The organism is Rhodococcus rhodochrous, assembly GCF_900187265.1.
Lineage (GTDB): Bacteria > Actinomycetota > Actinomycetes > Mycobacteriales > Mycobacteriaceae > Rhodococcus > Rhodococcus rhodochrous.
Map to the genome: position 1 here is coordinate 4,940,371 of NZ_LT906450.1, position 15,425 is coordinate 4,955,795.

At 65.5% G+C, this 15,425-nt stretch carries 16 protein-coding genes; 12 read left to right on the plus strand and 4 right to left on the minus strand.

From position 1 onward, the window contains the following. Window positions 1-59 precede the first annotated feature (59 nt). Complete coding sequence (locus CKW34_RS22605) at window positions 60-1,487, minus strand: MmgE/PrpD family protein (protein WP_059382724.1); 1,428 nt, start codon at window positions 1,485-1,487, stop codon at window positions 60-62. A 311-nt stretch (window positions 1,488-1,798) separates the two neighbouring features. On the opposite strand from CKW34_RS22605, the gene CKW34_RS22610 reads away from it, so the two are divergent. The 5 genes from CKW34_RS22610 to CKW34_RS22630 are packed head-to-tail and all read left to right on the plus strand — an operon-like array spanning window position 1,799 to window position 7,735. Further along, the gene (locus CKW34_RS22610) at window positions 1,799-3,055 is read left to right on the plus strand and encodes an acyl-CoA dehydrogenase family protein (RefSeq protein WP_059382723.1); all 1,257 of its coding nucleotides are present in this window, start codon (window positions 1,799-1,801) and stop codon (window positions 3,053-3,055) included. Window positions 3,056-3,077: 22 nt separating this feature from the next. Next, the gene (locus tag CKW34_RS22615) at window positions 3,078-4,046 is read left to right on the plus strand and encodes a flavin reductase (RefSeq protein WP_059382722.1); all 969 of its coding nucleotides are present in this window, start codon (window positions 3,078-3,080) and stop codon (window positions 4,044-4,046) included. A 47-nt stretch (window positions 4,047-4,093) separates the two neighbouring features. Then, complete coding sequence (gene mhpA / locus CKW34_RS22620) at window positions 4,094-5,884, plus strand: bifunctional 3-(3-hydroxy-phenyl)propionate/3-hydroxycinnamic acid hydroxylase MhpA (RefSeq protein WP_231921773.1); 1,791 nt, start codon at window positions 4,094-4,096, stop codon at window positions 5,882-5,884. An 11-nt stretch (window positions 5,885-5,895) separates the two neighbouring features. Continuing rightward, a complete protein-coding gene (locus CKW34_RS22625) occupies window positions 5,896-6,756 on the plus strand; it encodes an alpha/beta fold hydrolase (RefSeq protein WP_059382796.1) in 861 nt (286 codons plus the stop codon). 34 nt (window positions 6,757-6,790) lie between these two features. Then, window positions 6,791-7,735, plus strand: coding sequence for a 3-carboxyethylcatechol 2,3-dioxygenase (locus CKW34_RS22630; RefSeq protein ID WP_095092062.1), 945 nt, complete (start codon window positions 6,791-6,793; stop codon window positions 7,733-7,735). Between the two features lie 89 nt (window positions 7,736-7,824). Here CKW34_RS22630 and CKW34_RS22635 read toward each other — a convergent pair whose 3' ends face one another. The 3 genes from CKW34_RS22635 to CKW34_RS22645 all read right to left on the minus strand — a co-directional run bounded on the left by CKW34_RS22635 (window position 7,825) and on the right by CKW34_RS22645 (window position 9,707). After that, a complete protein-coding gene (locus CKW34_RS22635) occupies window positions 7,825-8,037 on the minus strand; it encodes a DUF4287 domain-containing protein (protein WP_059382719.1) in 213 nt (70 codons plus the stop codon). A 117-nt stretch (window positions 8,038-8,154) separates the two neighbouring features. Continuing rightward, window positions 8,155-8,913, minus strand: coding sequence for a 3-oxoacyl-ACP reductase FabG (fabG, locus tag CKW34_RS22640; protein WP_016695855.1), 759 nt, complete (start codon window positions 8,911-8,913; stop codon window positions 8,155-8,157). Window positions 8,914-8,945: 32 nt separating this feature from the next. Continuing rightward, window positions 8,946-9,707 carry an SDR family NAD(P)-dependent oxidoreductase gene (locus tag CKW34_RS22645; protein WP_059382718.1) on the minus strand — a complete coding sequence of 254 codons (762 nt, stop codon included), beginning with the start codon at window positions 9,705-9,707 and terminating at the stop codon, window positions 8,946-8,948. A gap of 292 nt (window positions 9,708-9,999) precedes the next feature. Between CKW34_RS22645 and CKW34_RS22650 the strand changes: the two genes are divergently transcribed. From CKW34_RS22650 to CKW34_RS22680, 7 genes are all read left to right on the plus strand, one after another. Beyond that, window positions 10,000-10,602: a TetR/AcrR family transcriptional regulator gene (locus CKW34_RS22650; protein WP_059382717.1), complete on the plus strand. Its 603-nt coding sequence runs from the start codon at window positions 10,000-10,002 to the stop codon at window positions 10,600-10,602. Window positions 10,603-10,706: 104 nt separating this feature from the next. Beyond that, window positions 10,707-11,990: a PPE domain-containing protein gene (locus CKW34_RS22655; RefSeq protein ID WP_059382716.1), complete on the plus strand. Its 1,284-nt coding sequence runs from the start codon at window positions 10,707-10,709 to the stop codon at window positions 11,988-11,990. A 5-nt stretch (window positions 11,991-11,995) separates the two neighbouring features. Further along, a complete protein-coding gene (locus CKW34_RS22660; protein ID WP_059382715.1) occupies window positions 11,996-12,739 on the plus strand; it encodes an ESX secretion-associated protein EspG in 744 nt (247 codons plus the stop codon). 37 nt (window positions 12,740-12,776) lie between these two features. Then, complete coding sequence (locus CKW34_RS22665; protein WP_059382714.1) at window positions 12,777-13,250, plus strand: DUF309 domain-containing protein; 474 nt, start codon at window positions 12,777-12,779, stop codon at window positions 13,248-13,250. Then, on the plus strand, window positions 13,250-13,870 hold the full coding sequence (locus CKW34_RS22670; RefSeq protein WP_059382713.1) for an LON peptidase substrate-binding domain-containing protein: 621 nt from the start codon (window positions 13,250-13,252) through the stop codon (window positions 13,868-13,870). Before CKW34_RS22665 ends, CKW34_RS22670 begins: the two co-directional genes overlap by 1 nt. Window positions 13,871-13,972: 102 nt before the next feature. Further along, window positions 13,973-14,455, plus strand: coding sequence for a nuclear transport factor 2 family protein (locus tag CKW34_RS22675; RefSeq protein WP_059382712.1), 483 nt, complete (start codon window positions 13,973-13,975; stop codon window positions 14,453-14,455). After that, complete coding sequence (locus CKW34_RS22680) at window positions 14,455-15,285, plus strand: SDR family NAD(P)-dependent oxidoreductase (protein WP_059382711.1); 831 nt, start codon at window positions 14,455-14,457, stop codon at window positions 15,283-15,285. The genes CKW34_RS22675 and CKW34_RS22680 overlap by 1 nt, the downstream gene beginning before the upstream one ends. Window positions 15,286-15,425 lie beyond the last annotated feature (140 nt).

Genomic DNA, 15,425 nt, shown 5'->3' on the forward strand with positions numbered 1-15,425 from the left:
GGGGTCCTTTCGGGGAGATCAGAGCTGCTCGGCAGTTACGCCGCATTCGTCGGCCATGTTTACTGCTGCACTGCCACGGATCGTGCGCTCGGCACGTCAGCGGAATCTCCGCTCAGCACAGCGGCGAGTACTGCCACGTTCGGGACGTCTTCCAATTCGTGGATGAGCGAGAGAGCGTGCTCTGCCTGATCTTCGCTCAGCACACCGGAGAATCGGACGTTCCGCCAGAACTTCTCGACGATCTTGTCGACGGGCGTCGGATTGCGGAGCCATCCCAGCGGAGCACTGCGCTCGGCCTCGAGGACGCGTCCGTCTGCGAGCAGAATTCTCATCCGGCTCGCCTGATTGTTGCCGAGCGGCAGGTTCGGGACCAGACGCACTCGTCCCGCGAGTTCGAGCACCTGCGGATCGTGGATCGCGGGGGACACATAGTGCTCCAGTTCGGGACGCCCGCGAAGAATGGCATTGGCGACGCCGTAAGGAATCGTGAACAGCGACTTCGGTTGGTCGTCCTCAGCGGTGGGCACCTGGTTGAGGAAGTGGTCGATCCGGTTCGGAGGAACATCCAGCTCGACCGCCGTCACGTCCGCCGGATCGAAATCGTGCTCGGCGCGGAGCTGCAGGGCACATTCGATGGGATTGTGGTTGCCGTAGCACGACGGATGCAGCTTGTGCTGACCGTGCACGTAGAAGATCTCACCGAGGTCGGCGACCAGGCTCTCCGGCGACGGCTCCTGGCAGTACATCGTGAAGTAGCCCATCCGGCTCTCGAGCGCGTCGTCGACACCGCTGAAACCCGCAAGGGACAGCTGGCAGGCGAGAATGCCGTTGTAAGCCGCCATCGCACCGGGGAGCTTGAAGCTGTGCGCCCCGTCCCAGATGCCCTGGAACGAGCCGGCCATCAGGTTGAGGAGGATGCCGAAGGCATTCCTGAGCTGCGCATGATCGAGTCCGAGCAGGCGACCGGCGATGGCAGTGGCACCGAAGGCGTTCGACGTACCGCACACCTCGAAGTTGCGATCGAAATCGAACTTGTTGGCGACCGAGATACGGGCCGCTACGTCGCCACCGAGCACCACCGCTGCGAGGAGCTCACGCCCTGTCGCACCCGTGTACTCCCCTACCGTGAGCGCGACAGGTTCGGTCGTGCTGCTGACGTGCCCGACCATCTTGCCTTCGTTGACGCCCTCCGGCTCGGGACCGCACACTTCGAAGTCGAACGAGCGGGCCTGGAGGGACGTGACGAGAGCCGCGTGCGGAAGAGGCATCCGCACCGCTCGCCCCGGGACGGACGCTTCCGGTGCACCGCCCCACCTGCGGTAGAGATCGAAGGCCTCGTCGTTCCCCTCGACATGGACACCCGACAGGGCACACCCCAGGGTGTCGATGAGGCGCTTCTTGGCAGCAAGAATGTGGGACTCGTCCAGCGCCTCGAACGGGGTGTCGAGTACGTGACTGACGATGCGATCGATCAACGCTTCGGTCATTGAATACCTCCAGGAGCGGGTCGCGCGGCGTCGCGCAGGCCGAGCCATCGGCCGAATCCGACACTAGGCGCGCGCTGCCGGAGCCGGGAACAGCCGTATTCCACGTTCCGGAAAGAAAGCGACAGTCGGCTCCCTCCGAAGTATGCGCATATCCGAGAACGACCAGTACGGAGGGTCTCGTGTCGCACCGAAATGGGAAACCCTTCCACACTTCGGAAGACAGCACTCCGTATCCCGAGCAGGTGCCCCCTACCCTCGAGAGCAGCAGCCGCGTATCCACAACGCGCTTATTGCCGAAGGAGATCCCAAGAATGTCCACAGTCACCGACGCTTCCACGCCCGTTACCGACTTCTCCGCGGCACGTGGCGAGAACTGGACCGAATACCGCGAACGCGCGATCGAGGAGGGACAGCAGTTCCTCGAGAAGGTCGACGACATCCTGACCATCGTTCGCGCCGGCCGTGACATCTCCGAAACCGAAGGTCGCGTACCGGACGCAACGGTCGACGCCATGATCGACACCGGCTTGTTCCGGGCATTCACGCCGCTCCGCTACGGCGGACTCGAGATGGCGCCCGCCGCCTTCTTCGAAGGAATCATGCGGATCGCGGAAGCCGACAGTGCAGCGGCCTGGATCGCCGGCCAGCTCAATGTCCATTCCTTCGAGATCGCCCTCATGGACGAGCGGATGCAGAACGAGTTCTGGGGAGAGGACCCGAACGCACGCGCCTCGAGCTCCTACGCACCGGTGGGCAAGTACGAGAAGGTGGACGACGGCTACCGACTGAACGGCACGTGGACCTTCTCCAGCGGCGTCGATCACGCCCAGTGGGTGATCCTCGGTGGTGGCGACCGCAACTTCGTCGTTCCGATCTCGGATCTCACGATCGATCACAACAGCTGGGACGTCCAGGGACTGAAGGGAACCGGCAGCAAGGCGGTGACTCTCGACGATGTCTTCGTACCGGACTACCGGACCCATCTCCTCGTCGACACCTACAACGACGCCAATCCCGGGTGGGCTGTGAACAACCGTCCCCTGTACTGGGTTTCGTTCACGTCGATCTTCAACTCGACTCCTGCCAACACCGTGATCGGAACAGCCACCGCCGGTGTGGAGACGTTCATCGAACAGTCCCGGGTCCGCCTCACCCGTCAGGGCACCGGCGCACCTGCTGCGCAGAATCCCTTCCTGCACCTGAAGGTCGCGGACGCCAAGACCCGGATCCGCACTGTGAAGAACCGGCACCTGCAGAACTGGCGCGATCTGTTCGACCTCGCGTGCCGTGGTGAGGAAGCGTCTCCTGTCGAGCGGATGCGAGTCCGCTTCGAAGCAGCCGACACGATCGCGACGTGCTACGAGTCCTTCTCGGACATCTGGCCGATCGCGGGTGCCGCCGCCAGCGCGACCGCGAACCCCCTGCAACAGACGATGCGCGATCTCCTCGCAGCGCGCAATCACGGTTCGGCAGGAAAGGAACTCGCAGCAGGCCAGTACGTCAAGGCCCTCTTCGGTATTCCGCCGGCACCGTTCTCCGACCTCGGCACCCTGAACTACTACAAGTAGCCTTCCGAAAAGGACCGGTCCGTTGACTCAGACGATCGAACAGAACATCATGTCGCTCCTCGAACAAGGTGATCCTGCAGAAGACGCACGCGCCTTCCGGCGGACACTCGGCCAGTACAGCACCGGCGTCACCGTGATCACCACCGCTTCCGGAGAGACGTACGCAGGCATGGCGGCGAACTCGTTCTCCGCGGTCTCGTTGGACCCTCCACTGATCCTGTGGTCCATCCGGAAGGAATCGAGAAGTGCCCCGGCATTTCTCGACAACGGGCACTTCGCAGTGAATGTTCTCGCCGACCATCAGATGGAGATGTCTGCACTGTTCGGACGCCCGCAGCCCGACCAATTCACCCAGGTGGATTGGACTCCCGGTGTGCACGGTGACCCACTGCTCGACGGTGCCATCGCACATCTCGAGTGCGTCAGCGAATCCGTCTTCGACGGCGGTGACCACCACATCCTCGTCGGCAGAGTGCAGCGCTACGCGCGGTACGAGGGCGCACCTCTGCTCTTCTCCCAGGGGCAGTACAGCGTCTCCCAGAGCCATCCCGATCTGGCACTCCACGTCGATACCTCACAGGTGTCGACGGAAGACCAGTCGGAGGAATCCCTGTTCATGTCGCTCCTCCAAGCGACCGACCACCACATGTCCGCGCTGTTCCAGCATCATCGGCAGCAGATCGGCGTCACGGTTGCGACTGCCAGGATTCTCAACCGTCTGTGGCGTGGATCCTGCAGCCGTGACGTCCTCGAGCAGGACACCTATCTCGGCGAGAACACTGTCGATGATGCTCTGTCGGATCTCGAGGATCGCGGGCACGTGCACCGGACCGGACACGGCGTCTGGGCGCTGACCGAAGAGGGACGACAGGTTCGGTGTGTCCTTCGTCGTAGCGCCGAGCACTTCACCGAGCAGCAGCTACGCGGAATTTCACCGGACGATCTGAGAACGGCCGAACGCGTCCTGGCCACGCTCCTCGGCCGAGGCTAGAAAGCCTGTACGAGAACGCCAACCGGTACCACCTCCTCCGGGCGGAGGTGCCGTCCGTCGGCGATCGTCGACGGAGATCTGTCAATTTCCTATCTGTTCCGAGAATTTGGGATGCCATGACCACTACGCACGAAAGCGACGTCCTCGTCGTCGGCGCCGGCCCGGTCGGCCTCATGCTGGCCAATATCCTGGGCATGTACGGCCGCTCGGTGACCGTGCTCGAGGCGTTGGACGACCTCATCGACTACCCGCGGGGCGTCGGCCTCGACGACGAGTCCTTTCGGACGATCCAGACGGTCGGATTGGTCGATAGCGTTCGGCCGCATACCAATCCGCAGCACATCATGCGTCTGGTGAACGGTGCCGGCAAGGTCATCCTCGTCAACAACCCGCAGACACGTGATTTCGGCTGGGAACGCAAGCACGGCTTCATCCAGCCCGAAGTCGACCGAGCCCTCTACAACGGACTCCATCGATTCGAGAACGTACGCGTACTCTTCGGGCACCGGGTCGAGCGGGTCGACGAGGATGCGGATTCCGTGACGGCGATCGCGTCGGTGACCGACGCGGACGGCCGGACCACCGAACATCGCTTCCGAGCGCAGTACCTGGTGGGGTGTGAGGGTGGCAAGTCGCCGACGCGCAAGCGTATGGGCGTGAGCTTCGAGGGTGAATCGCCGTCCACACGCTGGCTCGTGGTCGACGTGGAGAACGATCCGCTGGGGACCCCCAATGTCTTCCTCGGCGCCGATCCCAAGCGGCCCTACGTCTCCATCGGACTGCCCCACGCGGTGCGTCGCTGGGAATTCATGCTCCACGACGGCGAGACCGAGGAGCAGGTCACCGATCCGAGATTCGTCGATGCACTTCTTGCCGAACATGTTCCGGGTCCTTCTCAACTCCAGTTCATCCGACGTCGAGTGTTCACCCATCATGGGCGAGTGGCATCCACATTCCGTAAGGGACGCCAGATCATCGCGGGCGATGCCGCGCATCTCATGCCGGTGTGGATGGGCCAGGGCTGGAACTCCGGGATGCGGGATGCAACCAACCTCGGTTGGAAACTCGCCACGGTGTTGTCCGGTCAGGCCGACGATTCCCTCCTCGACACATACACCGCCGAACGCAAGGACCATGCGCAGGCGATGGTGGATCTGTCACTGACCTTCGGCAAGTTCATCAAGATCACCAATCCGGTGACCGCAGCCCTCCGTGACGGCGCGTCCACCGTGCTCAACTTCTTCCCGCAGGTCAAGAGCTACTTTGCAGACATGCGTTTCAAACCGATGCCGCGCTATACGCGAGGCGTCGTGGTCGATCCGACCGCGCAGACGGCCGGCCGGGCGGCAGCCGAACTCACCAGCCGGCTCGTCCCCGTGCGGACCGCCAACAACACGACGTCTCCGGTCGGCGTCCAGTTCCCCCAGCCGCGGGTCAACAGTCGTCACGGCTCGGACGTCCTCCTCGACGACGCGATCGGAAACTGGTGGTCGGTGATCGTGTGGGGCAACGACCCCACGGCCGTACTTCCGCGATCCGCGCTCGACAAGCTCGAACTACTCGGCGCGAAGCTGGTCGCCATTGTGCCCGAAACCCAGAGGACGTGGGCCGAGGAGTACATGAACGACGACGTTCTGGTACTCGGCGATCACACCGGTCAGGTCAAGAAGTGGTTCGACGACCGTCCGACCCCGATGATCTTCCTCCGTCCCGATCGTTTCGTCGCCGGTGCGTGCCTCACCCAGCACGGTCCCGCCACGCTCGACTCCATTCTGGAAGCGATGTCGTTCACCGGACGTCCCGCGCCCGTCGCTGCGGCGGCTTCACTCGTCAGTTGAAGGAGAACCTCATGTCCGTTCAGACCCCCGAATACACCACCGATGCGTTCTTCGGACTCGAGGACCGGTGGTTGTCCACCGCAGAAGGAGAACTGACGCATTACCACGAGCTCGGGGAAGGCACGCCGATCCTGTTCCTCCACGGCTCCGGTACAGGCGTGACCGCCGCCGCGAACTGGTGGCTGAACCTGCCCGAGTTGAGCGCCTACGGTCGCTGCATCGCCATCGATTCCATCGGTTACGGGCAGACCGTTGTCGCGGACGGCACGGAGTACGGCATCCGGGAGTGGGTCCGCCATGCAGTGCGGGTGCTCGACGCGCTCGGCATCGAGAAGACGTGGATCGTGGGCAACTCCCTCGGTGGGTGGCTGGCATTCCAGTTCGCCATCGACTTTCCCGAACGGCTGTTGGGCATCGTGTCGATGGGTACAGGCGGAGCCAAGCTCACCGGAGCATTGGCGTCGCACTCGAATCCGGTTCTGACCGAGGACGGCATCCGCAGCACCCTCGAGAAGTTCGTCGTGGACAAGTCGCTCGTCACCGACGAACTGGTGGCCCTGCGATACCACTCGGCGCTCAACGACACGGCCTCCGACCGATTGGCCGAGGTCGTCGCTGCACGCGATCGCGATCGTCACGCGCTTCCCCTGGATTTCGATGCGCTGTCGCGTCTGGATATTCCCGTGCTGCTCATCCATGGCATGCAGGATGTGGTCATTCCCGTCTCCCGCACCTGGGAACTGCTCAACATCATCCCCAACGCCGACGCTCACATCTTCTCCAAGTGCGGGCACTGGTCACAGGTCGAACGCGCCGACGAGTTCAACGAGATCGTCGGCGGCTACCTCGTGCAGCACGCAGTCGACCACTGATTCCGCCGAGACACAGACAAGGAGATATTCCGCAGTGTCGCAGGCTTTGTTGTGCATGTCCCACAGTCCGCTGCTCGAACACGCGAACCCGCCGGCCGACGTCGTCGACGCGGTGCAGGAGTCGTTCGCGCGAGCCCGTGCATTCGTCGACGACTTCGACCCCGACATCGTCGTCAACTTCGGACCGGACCATTTCAACGGATTCTTCTACGACCTGATGCCTCCGTTCTGCGTGGGTTACCGGGCACGAGGCACGGGCGATTACGACTCGTTCGCAGGAGATCTCGATGTTCCCGAGGACATCGCAGAAGCGTTGGCCGCATTCGTGATCGACAGCGGCATCGATCTGGCGATCTCGCGGCGGATGGAAGTCGACCACGGGGCGGTACAGCCCATGGAGATCCTCTACGACGGTGACGTGGCGGCGCGACCCGTCGTGCCGATCTTCGTGAACTCGGTGGCACGTCCGTTCGTGAAGATGAAGCGGATCCGAGACTTCGGGCAGGCGGTCGGTCGCTTCTTCGCCGGTCTCGACAAGCGGGTGCTGTTCATCGGCTCCGGAGGGTTGTCGCACGATCCTCCGGTCCCCCAGTACGCCACTGCGACGGACGGCCAGCGCGAGTTCCTGACGGCAGGGCGGAACCCGACGCCGGAGGCTCGGGCAGCACGTCAGGCCAATACGATCGCCACCGCCGCGAAGTTCGCCGCAGGACAGGCCGACATCATGGACCTGAACCCGGAATGGGACCGGGACTTCCTCTCGGTCTGCCGATCCGGCCGGGTCGAGGACTTCGACGGCTACGACGCGAACGAGATGGATGTGGTTGCCGGACACTCCTCGCACGAGGTACGCACCTGGGTGGCGGCGTACTCGGCGTTGCGCGCCTGTGGGGAGTACGAGGTGACCTACGAGTTCTACCGCCCGATCAGGGAGTACATCGCCGGCTTCGCTGTCACCACAGCAGAACTGACATCCTGAGGGTTACACCGAAACGGTCGGAGCAGCGCAGTTCTGCAGGGCAGGTCGGCCCTGCAGAACCGCTCGGTCGTCTGCTGCAGACGCTCTCGTCAGTCGGACTTCTGTTCCTTCAGAGTGTGCGCGACGAGAGCATTGGCGTGCCCGTGACCCATCCCGTGTTCCTGCTTCAGCCAGTTCACGAGCTCCATGTGCTTGGCGAGATCCGACGCGCGGATCATGTTCTTCCACTCCTCGATCGGGCGTCCGTACTTCTGCTCGATCGACGGAAAATACGACTCCGGTCCCTTGACCTTCTCACTCATGCGGAGAGGTTGACCAGGGCGACCGACACGGTCGGACCGTTCGGTTCGATCCACTGAGAACGACCGCGGCGCCGCAGTCCCGGATGGGACGCGGCGCCGCGGACGTGCGGAAGAGGATCAGGCCTTCGGGCCACCGGCCACGTAGATGACCTGACCGGACACGAAGCCCGCACCCTCGGACGCGAGGAACGATGCGGTGTGGGCGATGTCGTCGACCTCGCCGATACGGCCGACCGGGATGTTGGACGCGATGTTCGACTTGAAGTCGTCGAACGACAGGCCGAGACGCTCGGCGGTCGCGGCGGTCATCTCGGTGGCGATGAAGCCCGGCGCGATGGCATTGGCGGTGACGCCGAACTTGCCCAGCTCGATCGCGAGGGTCTTCGTGAAGCCCTGCATGCCGGCCTTGGCAGCGGAGTAGTTGACCTGGCCACGGTTGCCGAGAGCCGACGTGCTGGAGAGGTTGACGATGCGACCGAACTTGGCGTCGACCATGTAGCTCTGGACGGCACGCGTCATGAGGAAGGCGCCGCGCAGGTGCACGTTCATGACGGCGTCCCAGTCCTCGACCGTCATCTTGAACAGCAGGTTGTCGCGGGTGATGCCGGCGTTGTTGATCAGGACGGTGGGTTCGCCGAGTTCGGTGGCGACCTTCTCGACGGCAGCGGCGACGGACTTCTCGTCGGAGACGTCGGCACCCACGGCGAGCGCCTTGCCACCGGCGGACTCGATGGCCGAAACGGTGTCCTTGCAGGCGGATTCGTCGAGGTCGAGGACGGCGACCTGGTAGCCGTCGCCGGCGAGCCGCTTGGCGACGGCTGCGCCGATGCCGCGTGCGGCTCCGGTGACGATGGCAGTGCGGGGCTGTGTGCTCATAGCGTTCCTCCGTAGGGGGATGGGTGGTGCCGTCAGGTGATGGTGAGTCCGCCGTCCACGGCGATGGTCTGACCGGTGACGTAGGCGGAGGCGTCGGACGCCAGCCAGACTGCGGTGGCTGCGATCTCATCGGCATCCCCGGTCCGGCCGAGGATGATTCGCGGCTTCATCGAGTCGAGGTAGCCGGGCTGGTACTCGTCCGTCATCTCGGTGTGGAAGAAGCCGGGGGCGATGGCGTTGACGCGGATTCCCTTACGCGCTCCCCACTGCTGGGCCAGGTCGCGCGTGAGGCCGATGACGCCCGCCTTGCTGGCCGAGTACGCGGCCTGCGGTAGGCCGGCCGTGGTGAGGCCGAGAACCGACGAGATGTTGACGATCGAGCTACCGGGCTGCATCACACGGCCGACGGCCTGTGCCGCCCAATAGGATCCGTTCAGGTTGATGTCGATGACCTGCCGGAACTGGTCGGGGGTCTCCTTGGTGGCAGGGACGGCGGTGCCGATACCGGCATTGTTGATGAGGATGTCCACCCGGCCGAGCTGCTCGACCGCCTGATCGACCATGCGCTGCGCCTGTTCGGGATCGGCGATGTCGGTCTCGACCGTGACGGCCTGCCGTCCGGCCTCCCGGACCAGCTCGGCGGTCTTCTCGAGGCGGTCGACGCGGCGTGCGGCGAGCACGACGTCGGCCCCTGCCTCGGCCAGCCCTCGGGCGAATGCGACACCGAGGCCCGAAGAGGCACCGGTGACGATGGCAACGCGGCCGTCGAGACGGAAGCGGTCGAGCACGGACATACGTCATCTCCTCGCTGTGACGGGGCCTACAGGAACTGTATAGCCGACCGCCTTCTCATCCACCAAACAGCCTGTATCCAATTTGATTGGACAGCACTACCTTTCAGAGCCAGGTCCTATTCTTCTCTTCGGCGGATCCTATGTTGCCGCAGGCGTTGCAGCGCGGAGAGGACCCCGCGTCGCACCCACCGTTACCAAGTCGATAAGCACTGGCTTATTTCTAAGCGCTCGCTTATCGTGCGATGCCGTAGCGGGCTTGTCAACATCAACCGGACAGAACGGAAGCGCCCTCGTGAGTGATGCATGGGACGACGTCGTCGGCGGATCCAAGGCCGCTGCTCGCATCCGCACGGCCGCGATCGAGGAGTTCGCTGAGCACGGCTACGGCGGCACCACGACGCGCCGGATCGCGGCGCGACTCGGTATGAGTCCCGCCGCGATGTATCCGCACTACGCGTCCAAGGAAGAGCTGCTCTTCGCTATCGCCTACGAGGGTCATGCACTCGCCCTGGAGGTCCTCGAGAACGCCGACCGCCCCGACGCCGAGCCGTCCGACCGGCTCGCCTCCGTCATCGGACGCTTCGCCGCCTGGCAGGCGGAGAACCACCGGTGGAGCCGGGTCATCCAGTACGAACTGGCCGCACTCGACCGCGAGCACTACCGCACGATCGTCGGACTACGACGGCAGACCACACAGGTCGTGCGGGGTGTCGTCGATGCCGGCCACACCTCGGGCGAGTTCACCCTCCCGGACGCCGAAGGTGTCACTCTCGCCCTGATGTCGCTCTGCGTCGACGTCTGCCGTTGGTACCCCTCCGGCAGGTACGACGACGCCGCGACGATCAGCGATCTGTATGCCGATCTTGCCCTGCGTCTGGTCGGTGCCGTGCGTTAGCATCGTCGCCACCATCGGATCGGGGGGATCTACGTGGGCAGGGGGATATCGCGCCGCCGTCGGCTCCTCGAGACGCGAGAGCATCGGAGGGGGAGCTGTCGTCCATGTCCACGAATGACAACATCGTCGACCGACTACTGGTGTCGCTCGGGGTCGACGCCCCGGTCCCCGATTCCGTCTCTCGACGGCAGTCCAACTACGACGCCCTCGCCGCGCGCATCGACGTGGGAGTCGATCCCGAATACATCGCGGCATTCGAGAACTTCCACGGCATGGAGCATGCCGACATCCATCGGCTCGCCCAGAGCATCAATCCCGTCGCGATGACCACTTTGGCCACCGAATGGGCCGAACTCGGAAAGGGTTTCAGCCTCACCGTCGCGTGGGGAACGCTGATGATCCGCAAGCTCATCGGCCGGCACTGGGAGGGCCCGGCGGCCGAGGCCGCGATGGACGCAACGGTGCGATTCGGCGAATCCGCACAACAGTTGTCCGACGCCGCACGCGCGACGTCCGAGAAACTCCGCATCGCCGCCGACGTCGGCGAGCGAGTGCGAGCGTCCGTGCCTCCACCCACGGTGAACACGTCGTCGGTCCTGTACGCGCTCGATCCCCTCGCGGGTGCTGCTGCCGCCCGGCAGGAGGAAGCCGTTCGCGCCCAGGCCGTGCGGGTGATGGAAGCCCTCTACAAGCCGTACTACCGCGATTCCGGCACGGCGGTTCCGGTCCTGCCCTCCCCGTATGCCGCCACCACGAGTCGCGCGACCGAAACATTCGTTCCTCAGGGCTACGGCACACCGGGTGTCGGCGACGCCCGGACCGCCGGCGACCCGACGGGAATCCCGGGCGGGGACGGAGAACGTCCGGATGGGCAGACCGCCACGGAAGCGGAGAACCGTACGGACGCATCGACGTCCGGTGAAGGTGCGGACGGCCGGTCGGAAGGATCGGATTCGGCTGGTAGGGCTGGCTCGAACGATCCTGCGGCGACCACTCCTGCATCCACCTCCCCGTCAGCGAGCGGCGCCCTCGGAAGCCCGACCGGTCAGTCGTATGGCTCACCGTCCTCCGGAGCGGGTGCAGGTGTCGGAGGTGGCCTGCCGGGCGCCGGTGGCGTCGGGTCGGCCGGTGGCGCATCGCCCGCGGCGGGACCCGCTCCGCTCGTCGCGGGAGCCGCACCCACCGGCGGTGCTGCCGGCCGGCCCGGTGCCGCCGCGACTCGCGGTGCCGGAATCCGCCCGTTCGGCATGATGCCCGGAATGGCCCCGGCCTCCTCACGCGGCGACGAACAGGACAAACGCGCGGCCGGTTATCTCGTCACCGGCGAGAACGGAAACGAACTGATCGGGTCGCTGCCCGACACCGCTCCGCCGGTTCTGGGGGCCTGAGCTCTGTGGACCGGCATCTGACACCCGATCGATTCCTGGCGTCGTGGACAGCCGCGGGTGGCGACGAGTTCCCCTTCCCCCTGCGTTATCGCACCTCGGCGATGTGGGAAGACGAACACGCCGCGAACCTGCAGGCCGCTCGCGCGTGGCTGCACGAGACTCCCGACCCCGCCCTCGACGACGCGATGCGGAGGCTGCTGACCGGCGAGGTCGCGGTGGAGGTCTACGGCCGCTCCACCGACCCGACCTGCGAGGTCTTCGTCCGCGCCGCCGCGACCGGCGAGCAGGCCGTCCTCGCCCGCCAGGCTCCCGCCGCGGGCGACATCCGCATCACCACGACCACCGATCTCGCGGGCGCGATCGTCGGACACCTGCCGGTCGTAGCGCCGGGCCGCGAACCGGCACGCACCGCGCCGAGCCGGGACGTGCTCGAGCCGTCCGAATTCGGCGCTGTCCGTCGTCCGGCGGGTGGCACGCACGCAGAGTCGTTGCGCCGGTTGCTGCGTCGCGAACGCTCGGCCACCGGCAGCATCCGCATCCTGCGGTACTCGAACCCTGGATACACACCCGTCGCCGACATCGGCTGGTTCGACGTCGTGGGCGACGGCCGGTACCTCTTCCTCCCCGGTCCCGACCTCCGCGTCGCACCGGGCACCGTCGACGCATTCGTCCGGGAACTGTCGGCGCAGCTGTCCCGGGTGCGCAAGCCGTCGCACGAGGGTCGGAGCGGCGTCCTGCGACGGCAGTGATCCCTTCCCGAACCGGCCGTTCGTCTAGGCTGGCGACATGACGGACCGGGACCGCACACCCGACGGCAGGCCGCAGAACGCGCGTCCGCGCGACGCCCTGGGGCGTCCGTTGCCGCCGGGCGAAGAAGGCGTCGAACGTGTTCCCGAAGACATCGATCTGGATGTCGAGGAGACCATCGCCGAAGGTCAGCGCCTCCTCGACCACGGCTTTCCGTTCCACGCCCACGAGGTCTTCGAAGCGATGTGGAAGAAGGCGCCGCCCGAGGAACGTCCCCTCTGGCAGGGCCTCGCCCAGCTCGCCGTGGGGCTGACGCATCTGCTCCGGGGCAACCCCACCGGCGCGGCGTCGCTGCTGAAGCAGGGACAGGCGCGGGTGCGGCACTACGAGGACGAACCGCCCTACCGGCTCGATATCGACGGCCTCGCGAGTTGGGCCGATCATCTGCTCACCGAGATCGCTCGCGACGAACCGATCCCCGCTCCCCCGACCCCGCGCCTGAGGATGCCCTGATGCCGATACTTCCCATGTTCCCGCTCGGCACCGCGTTGCTTCCCGGGTCCGACCTTCCATTGCGCATCTTCGAGCCGAGATATCAGCAGCTCGTCCAGGACTGCACGGCATCACCGGACGGCCCCCGTTTCGGGGTCGTCCTCATCGCCCGAGGACACGAAGTGGGCGGAGGCGAGCAGCGACACGACGTCGGCACCATTGCGCGGATCATGGTCGACACCGAGGTCGGTGCGGGTCGCCGCGAACTCGAATGCATTGCGGAGGAGCGTATTCGCGTCACCCGATGGCTCCCCGACGATCCCTATCCCCTCGCCGAGGTGGAGCCCTGGCCCGACACCGATTCGGGGCCGGTGGATTTCGCCGCGATCACCGGACCGATGGGCCGGCTGTACGGGGTGCTCGACCGCCTCACGGGTGGCCAGGCCCCGCTGCCTCCCGCCACCACCGAACTACCGGAGGATCCGGGGGCGCGACTGTTCGCGCTCGCCCGGTACGTGCCCATGGGGGAAGCGGACCGCTACGCGGTTCTCGCCGCGCCGGGTCCGGCCGAACGCATGGCCGTGCTGCTCGAAGCGATCTCCACCGCAGTCGATCTCGCGGAATGGAAGCTGAAGGGCTGAGACGCGTGCGCCCGCCCGGTGAGTGGGAGTATCGCTCTTCCGGTCTCATGGTTGCGGGCTAGGGTCCGGGACACCGTTCGTCCCCGACCGGAAGGCACCCCGATGGACACCGTCGAACAACGGTTGGCCCGGATCGAAGCCCTCGAAGAGATCAGGATGCTCAAGCATCGCTACTTCCGGGCGTGCGACGCCAAGGACCCGGAGGCGATGCGCAGGTGCTTCGTCGAGCACGGAGCCGACATCTACTACGGACCGGCGCTGGGTAGTTTCGACGACGCCGACGCCCTGGTCGACATCTATTCCCGAATCGCTCTCGAACGGATCGACGACCGCTACGTCGTGCTCGACATGCATCACGGCATGCATCCGAGCATCCACCTGACCGGGCCCGACACCGCGACCGGCGCCTGGACCCTGCGATTCCGGCAGGTGGATCTGCGTGCGCGCACCGAACGGGTCACCGCGCTCGACTACGACGACGACTACGTGGTCGAGAACGGCGAATGGAAGATCTCCCGCTGCCACGTGAAGGTGCTGTGGTCGATCCAGCGGGCTCTCACCGACGACATGGAAGTGGTGCAGTGATGACAGAAACAAAGGTCGCGCTGGTCACCGGCGCGAGTCGCAGCGTCGGCAAGGGCATCGCGTGCGCGCTCGGCTCCGACGGCTGGACCGTCTACGTCACCGCCCGCGGCCGGGTCGGTGTCGACGGACCACTCGACCGCACCGCGGCGGAGGTCACCGAACGCGGGGGGCACGGCATCGCGGTGCAGTGCGACCACCGCGACGACGCGCAGATCCACGAACTCTTCCGCCGGATCGCCGACGAGCAGGATTCCCGCCTCGACCTGCTCGTCAACAACGTGTGGGCATCACCGCCGGGATTCGCGGGGTTCTCCGAACCGTTCTGGAAACGCTCGATCAGCGACTGGGACAGCCTGATCGGAGTCGGTCTCCGCGCGCACTACGTCGCCTCCGTCGAAGCCGCGCAGCTGATGGTGCCGCGCAACAGCGGGATGATCGTCAACATCTCGTCGTTCGGCACCCGCGGCTACCTGCATTCGGTGCTGTACGGCATGTCGAAGGCCAGCCTGGACAAGATGGCCGCCGACATGGCCGTCGAACTCCGAGGCACCGGGGTGACCACCCTGTCGCTGTGGCCGGGACTGGTGAAGAACGAGGCCATGCTCGCCCGCGGCATCGACAACTTCGAGGGCTTCTCGCTGGCCAACGCCGAGACACCGGAGTTCATCGGACGGGTGATCGTCGCTCTCGCGGCCGACCCCGAGGTGAACGCGCGCAGCGGTCGCACCCTCATCACCGCCGAGACCGCACTCGACTACGGCATCGTGGACGTCGAAGGCAACCAACCCGATTCACACCGGGACATCTTCGGGGGCGGGCCGTTGTTCTGATGACGACCGCGGCGTCGGGAGTCGAAACTCGGGGGATGTTGTGTGCGCCGGAATCGCGAATGTCGCACACAACCTCCCCTTCGATTGGGCGGCGCGAACGAGGGGTGGTCGGAGCCCCCTCGGAAGTCGTGTATGGTTGG